Below are 8,408 nucleotides of genomic sequence, written 5' to 3' on the forward strand. Positions count from 1 at the left end.
GGTACATGCGAAGCCGCGCGTACATACGCGCGTGTTGTGTCGAGCTAAACCTAAAGCCCAACACAGGTATTTCGTACGAGGGTTCCCCCTACCTTTCGTGCTGGCTGCTACCCCCCGGCCGACCTCGCGTCAGCGGCGGCCCAGGAAGATCGGGTTCGTGAACGCCGCCAGCGGGCCCGGGAAGCCCGTGACGACCGGTGGGTGGCCCCACCGACTGGTGTTACTCGCAGGTGCTGTTGGAGCAGGCGGACTCGCAGGTCTGGCCGCAGCCGTCGCCGGTGTCGTTCAGAAGCGCCCCGACGACCGGCGCGGACGCGACGGTCTCGATGCTGAGGTCGAAGTCCGACCCTCCGCCAGCCGCGAAGTCCGTGCCTGCCTTCAGGGTTGTACCGGTGATCCTCGGTGCCATCTCGTTCTCCTCCTCAGAGGTGGGTGGACGTGCTCTCAACGGCCTGATCGCGACGCCTACGGCGCTACGACCAGGAGATCGTGATCCGCGTGTGCCGACGGTCGATGACCCGGCCAACGGGGAGTCGGTCGCCCGGCGTCCCGGCCGGGTAGACCTCGATGTGCGCCCGCTGTCGGCGGTGTTCGCCGTTCCAGACCTGGAACTCCTCGACCAGGCGCTCTGCAACTGCCTTGCCCTGCGGACCGTGGCCGACGGCGCCCAGCTCGAAACGGTCGGGGTCCTCGGCGGCGCGTACCGTCCGGTAGGCGAAGCTGTCGCCGTCCACCAGAGTCGGTACGCCGAGCGGAGTCCTGGCGGCGACGAGGCCGCGCTTCCGGGCGGCAAGGGTCGCGGCCATGAGGGGCAGGTCGTCGAACGCGGTCGCCAGCCACAGGTCCAGGTGCTCCTTGGACTCGTCACCCGCGAGCGTCACCCCCGACCACACCTCGGCACGATGCGAGCGCAGCGATGCGCGCAGGGCCTCGACATCGGGCTCGGGGTGATCGTCCAGGCGCAGGGCGATCTCCTCGCCCTCGACGCCGTGGAGGACCGCCAGACGCATGCGGTTCTCGCCGACACCCCGCATCGGCACGAACCCACACAGCTCCACCCCGTCGCTGACCAAGTGCTGGTCGTCGCGAACGAACGCGACGGTGCGGGTCATGCCACGCATCCGCAGCGGGACGACCAGTCGGCCGCCCTCCTTCAGCTGGTGAATCCAGGCGGGCGGGATGTCGGCGGCCTGGACGGTGATGACGATGCGGTCGTATGGCTGGTGTTCCGGCGCGCCGTATTCGCCGTCGGCGGTGAGGACAGTGACGTTGCTATAGCCGGTCGCTTTCAAGAAGTCCTTGGCGCGCCCGGTGACATCGGGATCGATGTCAAGGGTGACGACGTGGCCGCCGTCACCGACCAGCTCAGCGAGATAGGCGGCGTTGACGCCGCCGGAGCCGATCTCCAGGACCCTCATCCCCGGCTGAATGTCGGCCTGTTCGATCTGCATGGCCTGGATGCGCGGCGCGGACACGGAGCTGATCTGTGTGCCGGTGGCGTCGGTCTTGGTGATCGTGGCGGTCTCGGGCTCGTAGACCTTGGCCATGTCCTCGTCGGGCGTGGTGAGGTGGCGGGGGACGGAGCGGAAGGCGGCCACGACGCGAGGGGTGCGCGCAGCACCGAGTGCGATGAGCCGTTCCACCATCCTGTCGCGCAACTCCTGCTCGGTAGCCGGGGCTTTGTCGCTGTTCTCTGTCGTCATGACGGGGACGTTATCCACGGACGGCCTCCTTCTCGGCGCCTGCGCGCCGAGGGGGTCGGGGCTGATGGACTGGGGTCAGGCGAGGCCGGGGACCGGAGGTTCCAGGGGACGGAACTGCCGCCCTTCGAAGGCACCCTCCGGGGAGCCGGAACGATCAGTGAGCCGGGGCTCACGTCGGCCGACACACAGCTCCTCGTGCACGTACGCCCTTATGACGCCCGAGCTGCCCGTGCAGCTGATGCGGTCGGCGGGCTCACCCTCGGCGAACTCCTCCTTGCAGAGCCCACAGACGCGCCAGCTGATCTCGGCAGAGACTTCCTCGTCGTGGGTCGCGGCACCGAGCGGGCCGTGGTGCTCGAACAGGTGGAGCAGCGCGCGGGACATGGTCACGAGGTCGTACGTATGGGGTCCAAGATGGGCTAGCGTGATCTTCTCTCCTTCCAGCAGGATCTCGGCCGTGTCGATCAGGACATGGATCGCCAGGCGCCGCATCCGCTCCGCCATGCGGACCGCGAGGGCGCGGACGTCCGGGGCGAGCACCTGAACATGGCCACGCACCTCGGTACGCAGCGGGGCGAGTTCCTTACCTACTGGCAGGCGTGGGGACAGCAGAATCCGTTGGTACGTCTCCCGGATCATGTCCGTGTCGAGCGGTACCGGCGTTCCCGCGTCGGTGGGCGGATCGATGACGGTCACCTGGTCGCCTCCTCATTCGCCCCCTGCCAGGCGATCCGGTACCGGCCAAGGGCGAGGAGTTGCAGCACCGCGTGCGGAGAGCACAGTGCGCCGTCTCTCCTGGGCGGCACAGACCAGTACGAGATGGCCTTGTCCGGGACGGCGTTGCGCTCCGGGATCGGCACAGTGATGCAGGAGCCGGTCGACAGCAGCTTCGCGTCCAGGCGCTGATCCAGCTTCTGCCGCCTCGGAACCCACTCGTACTGCTCGGCAGCGCTCACGGGCACCAGCGCGTAGTACCGGTGCGGACGGAAGCTCATGAAGACAGGGCCGCCGAACAGCGCTCCTGCGAGGTACCGGTCCGCCTTGGCCAGATCGTCCGTGCCGGCGGCCGCCCACACCACCGCGGCCTCCATGCGGACGGTGGCGAAGAGGGTGCCGCAGTTCAGCAGGGCGACGCCGGTGTTCACCCATGCCTTCTGTGCGGCGGCCTCGTCGTCAGCGGCGCGCAGCAGCCATTCCCCGCTGAAGAAGGCCTCGTCGGTGGCGGTGAACAGATGCTGGCCAGCCGCCGGGCTCGGGGTGGGTCCGGAGTGGGCGAGGACGCCGGTCATTTGTGTCTCGGCAAACAGGAGAACAGGTGTGGTGTCGGGGGTCATGCGATGGCCTCCGCGGATCGGCTGACGCGCCCGAAGGCTGCGCCGAGCTGGTGAGTCGTCACGTCACCGTCTACGCAAGCAGCATCGGGGAGGCGGCTGCGACGCCAGAGCGATGTAAGAGCGATGAAAGAACCGGGCGTTGGCGGCATGATCACTACCAACACCGGGGCAGGAACAGGTGGGGGGCGGTACGGTCACCGGTAACCGTCCCGTCACGTCGGATGCTGCCCGGAGCGGATATGGCCGACCGCTGCAAGATTCCCAACGCCGTGTTACGCGCGGCGCGCGAGGACGAGTTCCAGATGTCCCGCCAAGAGTTCGCGAAGCTCATCGTGACGACTGGCGAAGAAATGGGCGAGGTGGTCGCCTGCACTCCGCGTCTGGTGGCGGCCTGGGAGGACGGGGACGTTCAGGCTCCGCGTGCGGTGTACCGCCGCATCCTCACCCGGCTGACCGGGCGGACCATGGGGGAGCTGGGGTTCCGCCTCAGCGGCCCGATGCGGCCGGTCTGGTCGACGGACTGGGCGGACGGGCCAGAACAGGAGCAAGTGGCTGTGGACCGCCGTGCCTTCGGGATTAATGGCGCGGGCGCTGCCCTGTCGTTCATCCCGCTCGGAGTTGCCAGGGAAAACCCTCCGGGCCGGATCGGGGTCGGCGATGTACGAGCCGTGGACCGCGCCGTCAGCATGATCTACGCACACGACCACGATCACGGCTCTGCCGCTGTACGCCGCGATGCCTCCAAGGCGTTGCACATCGCCTACCAGTGGCTCCACGAGGGCACGTACACGGAGCGCACCGGCAGGCGACTACGGTCGGCGACCGGCCATCTGTCGATCGCGGCCGGGTGGCTGGCGTACGACTCCGGCCGCCCCGCTGACGCCCGTAGCCTCTACAACGAGGCGCTGGCCGCCGCCCGGATCGCAGACAACCCGGCCCTCGAAGGGCACGCCTTCGGCTGTTTGTCCTTGCTCGCCAAAGCGTCGGGCCGTCCACGTGAGGCAATCTCCGCAGCGCAGGGCGCGCAGACGGTGGTGAAGTCGTACGGCTCGGCGCGGATGCTCTCCCTCATGGCGATGCGGGAGGCCGGCGGATGGGCCCTGCTTGGTGACACCAGTGCTACGGATCAGGCAATCGTGCGTGCTCACCGTCTCTACGCCGAGGGCCCGAGCGACGCCGACCCCGCCTGGCTGGAGTTCTACACGCCCGCCGAATTGGCCGGTCTGGAGGCACTCGCGCGGGCCGACCTCGATCAGCACGAACGGGCGGCTGCCGGGGCCGAGCAGGCCGTGTTGCTATACGGCGACGCTTTCGCCCGTAATCGCGCCCTGTACACGGCGGACGTGGCCATTCAGCATGCGGTGAGGGAACGGCCGGAGCCGGAGGCCGCGGCTGAGGCTGCAGGCCGCGTTCTGGCCTACCTGCCTGCCGTGCGCTCGGACCGGCTGCTGAAGCAGGTGCACAACGTCGAGAGCGCGCTCCAGCGGCACGCCGCCGTGCCGGCGGTCGCTGACTGGCTGGAGGAGTACCGCAACACCACCGGTGTCAGCTGAGGAGGAGACGGTGACCACCCCGAGCACCCGTACCAATGTGTTGATCCGCACCTACGGGCCCGGCCAGGTGCCGCCGATGCTCGACGTGCTCGCTGACATCTGGGCCGACGCCCACCCCGAGCTCGTCGACAATCCGGGCGCGGAGGCGCTGGGTTTGTCCGTGCCCGCCCTGCGCCGCCAGGTGGAGGGCCACCTGAAACATCCCGGCTTCGCTCTGGTCATCGCCTACGCAGGCGGCACTCCGGTGGGCTTCGGGTACGCCTTCCCGTGCTCTGCCGACTACTGGTTCGGTCCGGGCCTGGTCGAGCAGGTCCCCGAAGGAGCCCGCACGGAGCGTCTGATGGGCTTGTGTGAATTGGCCGTACGTCCCCCCTGGCAGTCCCAAGGGATCGGCACGCGGCTGCACGCCGCACTACTCCAGGCCGTCAACCCGCAGTGGTCGTCTCTGCTCGCCCTGCCCTCCAACCGGCGCGGCCAGGACCTGTATGCGCGGCTCGGGTACGAGTACGCGGGTCCATATCGCAACAGTCCCGACGGACCCGAGTTCGATCTGCTGCTACTCCAGGTCGGGGAAACGGCCTGACGCGGTTCTTCCGTTGGGCGGGTCCCGCGCCGCCCGGGCGTGCCAACTGTGTGGTGCGCGACTTCGCCGAGCGGCCCGCATCACCGTAGCGGGCCGCCCCCTCCCCGGTAGCCGATCAGGCAGCCGTAGGGCACTACGCAGCGCGCGGGCTACTCCCCGGCCCCCGAAGCGTCCCACCGGGCCAGGTCCTTCAGCCAGATGCCCGCGGTGCTGTCGGACGGCGCCCGCCAGTCGCCGCGCGGCGACAGCGAACCACCGGCCAGGACCTTCGGTCCGTTCGGCATGGCCGAGCGCTTGAACTGGGCGAACCCGAAGAAGCGGCGGCAGAAGTACTCCAGCCAACGCCAGATCTCCGGTAGGTCGTACGCCGTCCGCTCGCTCTCCGGGAATCCGGGCGGCCATGCGCCGGCCTCTTGGTCCCGCCAGGCGTGCCAGGCCAGGAAGGCGATCTTCGACGGCCGGAAACCATGGCGCAGCACATGGAACAGCGTGAAGTCGTGCAGCGCGTACGGGCCGATCTTGGACTCGGTGGACTGCAGTTCCTCGCCCGGCACCAGCTCCGGGCTGATCTCGGTGTCGAGGATCGCGGCCAGCGTCTTGTTGGTCTCGTCCTCGAACTGTCCGCTGCTGATGACCCAGCGGATGAGGTGCTGGATCAGCGTCTTCGGCACCCCGGAGTTGACGTTGTAGTGGCTCATCTGGTCGCCGACGCCGTACGTGCACCAGCCGAGCGCCAGCTCGGACAGGTCACCGGTGCCGAGGACGATGCCGCCGCGCTGGTTGGCCAGCCGGAACAGATAGTCGGTGCGCAGCCCGGCCTGCACGTTCTCGAAGGTCACGTCGTACACCGGCTCGCCGGAGGAGAACGGGTGGTCGATCTCCTGCAGCATCAGCCGTGCGGTGGGCGTGATGTCCAGCTCTGCCGCGGTGACGCCGAGCGAGTTCATCAGCTTGTGGGCGTTGCCCTTGGTGTGCTCGCCGGTCGCGAACCCGGGCAGCGTGAAGGCCAGGATGTCGCTGCGCGGCCGGCCCGCGCGGTCCATGGCCCGGGCGGCCACGATCAGGGCGTGCGTGGAGTCCAGCCCGCCCGACACCCCGATGACGATCTTCGGGCCGCCGATCGCCGTCAGCCGCTGCTGGAGGCCCGCGACCTGGATGTTGTACGCCTCGTAGCAGTCCTGGGCGAGGCGGGCGGGGTCGGCCGGTACGAACGGGAACCGCTCGACCCGGCGCCGCAGCCCGAGGTCGGTGGTGGGCGGGTCGAGCCGGAACGACACCTGCCGGAAGCCGTTGGCGCGGGCCGCGTGGGCCCGGCGGTTGTCGTCGAACGTGCCCATCCGGGCTCGGGCCTGCCGCAGCAGGTCGAGGTCGACGTCGGCCACCGCGTACTGGTCGCCGAGGGGGAAGCGGTCGGTCTCGGCCAGCAGGACGCCGTTCTCGTAGATCATGGTCTGGCCGTCCCAGGACAGGTCGGTGGTCGACTCGCCGAGGCCGGCCGCCGCGTAGACGTACGCGGCGAGGCAGCGCGCGGACGCCGACTGGCACAGCACCCGCCGCTCCTCGGCGCGGCCGACGGTGATCGGGCTGCCCGACAGGTTGACCAGCACGGTCGCCCCGGCGAGCGCCGCCTCCGCGCTGGGCGGCACCGGCACCCACATGTCCTCGCAGATCTCCGCGTGCAGGACGAGGCCGGGCAGGTCCTCCGCCGCGAACAGCAGATCCGGGCCGAACGGTACGGCCGCCCCGCCGATCCGTATCGTGCCGCCGCGCTCGTCGTCGCCCGCCGCGATCTGCCGCTTCTCGTAGAACTCGCGGTAGGTCGGCAGGTACGACTTGGGTGAGACCCCGAGGACGCGCCCCCGGTGCACGATCACCGCGCAGTTGTAGATCCGGTGGCGATGGCGCAGCGGGGCACCGATCACCAGCACCGGCAGCAGCTCCGCCGACCCGGCCACCACGGTCCGCACGGCCGCCTCGACCTCGTCGAGCAGCGCGTCCTGCAGCAGCAGGTCCTCGATGGAGTACCCGGACAGACAGAGCTCGGGGAACACGGCGACGGCCGCCCCGTCCTCCGCGCACCGGCGCGCCTGCCGCAGCACCGCCTCCGCGTTGGCGGACGGATCGGCGATCGCCGCGTGGCCGGTGCACGCGGCGACCCGCGCGAAGCCGTGCTGATAGATCGACCTGAAGTTCACGATGTGCTGACCGGCCTTTCGAAGAACGTCTCCAGTACCCACAGTCGCACGGGTCCCGCTCAGGCCCGTCCGACGGGTCCCGCTCACGCCCTCGGCCGCGGGCGGCGGGGTCGATGTCGTCCTCGATGCCCTTGTACGTCCCCGTGTGGCTCACCCTATCCGGTACGGGGTACATCATGATCATGCCGAATGCGGTTCGGTCGTGCGCGAGTCGACGTCAGCAGCGCAGGCATGCGAACGGCCCCGCTCATCCGTCCGGCAGAGAGGCAGAAGAGCGGGCCGGTGCTGTCTTGCGGCACCGTTCGGTGGGAAGTGGTGCTCCAGCCGGTGGGTCGGACGGGCCGCCTCCATGGCACCGCCTCCGCTGCGCACCGGGGCGCGGCAGAAGGCCTCATGGCGGACAAAGCGCCGGCTGGTCCTCGCCGCGTACGCCCCACATCGGTCCCACCACTCGAGTCGCCCCCGGTGTCGGGATGCGAAGCTGCTCACAAGATCGCCGCTTACCCGGGAGGGACCCGTGGCAGTCACCTACCTGATGCTCGCACGACTACCGGAGGGACGGCTGGGTGCCTTCGACGCCTACGAGAGCGCCGTCCTGCCGCTCCTCGCCGAACACGGGGGGCGTCTCGAACGGCGGCTGCGCACTCTTGACGATCGTGTCGAAGCCCACCTCGTGAGCTTTCCCGGCGACGAGGACTTCGCCGCCTACCGAGCCGACCCCCGGCGCTCCTCCGCCGCGCCGCTGCTGGAATCGTCCGGAGCGGCGATCGAACTGCTCGCTGTGCGCGACGTGCGGTGACTCGACAAGCTCCGGCGGGGCCCGCCGACGCGCTCGCCAAGTGCCCCGCGCTCACCGGGATGGGCCGCACTCCGTTCTTGCCCACCGGCCACAGCCGCCCCGAGGCGGGCACGACGGATGACGGGGACGGAAGGGAGCGGGCCGTTGGACGCGGCGGCGGCGCGCCTGGTGGGCGAGCTGACGGCGGGCCCGCGCGGGGCCGGTGACCCGCGGACCACGGAGGAAACCAGGCGATACCTCA

Annotated in this window: 8 protein-coding genes; 3 read left to right on the top strand and 5 right to left on the bottom strand. The window is 69.8% G+C overall.

Annotated features, from left to right (window positions below; translation table 11 throughout):
* Positions 1-220 precede the first annotated feature (220 nt).
* The 4 genes from STRIP9103_RS37735 to STRIP9103_RS37750 form a co-directional block, all read right to left on the bottom strand.
* Entirely contained in the window at positions 221-409 is a 189-nt protein-coding gene (locus STRIP9103_RS37735) for an FxLD family lanthipeptide (protein WP_009334870.1), read from the bottom strand.
* Between the two features lie 64 nt (positions 410-473).
* The gene (fxlM, locus tag STRIP9103_RS37740) at positions 474-1,703 is read right to left on the bottom strand and encodes a methyltransferase, FxLD system (protein ID WP_063747356.1); all 1,230 of its coding nucleotides are present in this window, start codon (positions 1,701-1,703) and stop codon (positions 474-476) included.
* A gap of 75 nt (positions 1,704-1,778) precedes the next feature.
* On the bottom strand, positions 1,779-2,399 hold the full coding sequence (locus STRIP9103_RS37745; protein ID WP_009334861.1) for a DUF6415 family natural product biosynthesis protein: 621 nt from the start codon (positions 2,397-2,399) through the stop codon (positions 1,779-1,781).
* A complete protein-coding gene (locus tag STRIP9103_RS37750; protein ID WP_009334875.1) occupies positions 2,396-3,037 on the bottom strand; it encodes a hypothetical protein in 642 nt (213 codons plus the stop codon). The genes STRIP9103_RS37745 and STRIP9103_RS37750 overlap by 4 nt, the downstream gene beginning before the upstream one ends.
* Positions 3,038-3,276: 239 nt before the next feature.
* Here STRIP9103_RS37750 and STRIP9103_RS37755 point away from each other — a divergent pair, with 239 nt between their 5' ends.
* Together STRIP9103_RS37755 and STRIP9103_RS37760 are read left to right on the top strand one after the other, a co-directional pair.
* Positions 3,277-4,590, top strand: coding sequence for a hypothetical protein (locus tag STRIP9103_RS37755; RefSeq protein ID WP_009334877.1), 1,314 nt, complete (start codon positions 3,277-3,279; stop codon positions 4,588-4,590).
* A 10-nt stretch (positions 4,591-4,600) separates the two neighbouring features.
* Positions 4,601-5,173: a GNAT family N-acetyltransferase gene (locus STRIP9103_RS37760; protein ID WP_009334873.1), complete on the top strand. Its 573-nt coding sequence runs from the start codon at positions 4,601-4,603 to the stop codon at positions 5,171-5,173.
* Between the two features lie 149 nt (positions 5,174-5,322).
* On the opposite strand, the gene STRIP9103_RS37765 is transcribed toward STRIP9103_RS37760, so the two are convergent.
* Positions 5,323-7,368 (bottom strand): NAD(+) synthase, encoded by a 2,046-nt coding sequence (locus STRIP9103_RS37765; RefSeq protein WP_048821690.1) that lies wholly within the window; start codon positions 7,366-7,368, stop codon positions 5,323-5,325.
* Positions 7,369-7,885: 517 nt separating this feature from the next.
* Here STRIP9103_RS37765 and STRIP9103_RS37770 point away from each other — a divergent pair.
* Complete coding sequence (locus tag STRIP9103_RS37770) at positions 7,886-8,167, top strand: hypothetical protein (protein ID WP_048821691.1); 282 nt, start codon at positions 7,886-7,888, stop codon at positions 8,165-8,167.
* Positions 8,168-8,408 lie beyond the last annotated feature (241 nt).

The sequence above is a fragment of the Streptomyces ipomoeae 91-03 genome, assembly GCF_000317595.1.
Taxonomy (GTDB): Bacteria; Actinomycetota; Actinomycetes; order Streptomycetales; family Streptomycetaceae; genus Streptomyces; species Streptomyces ipomoeae.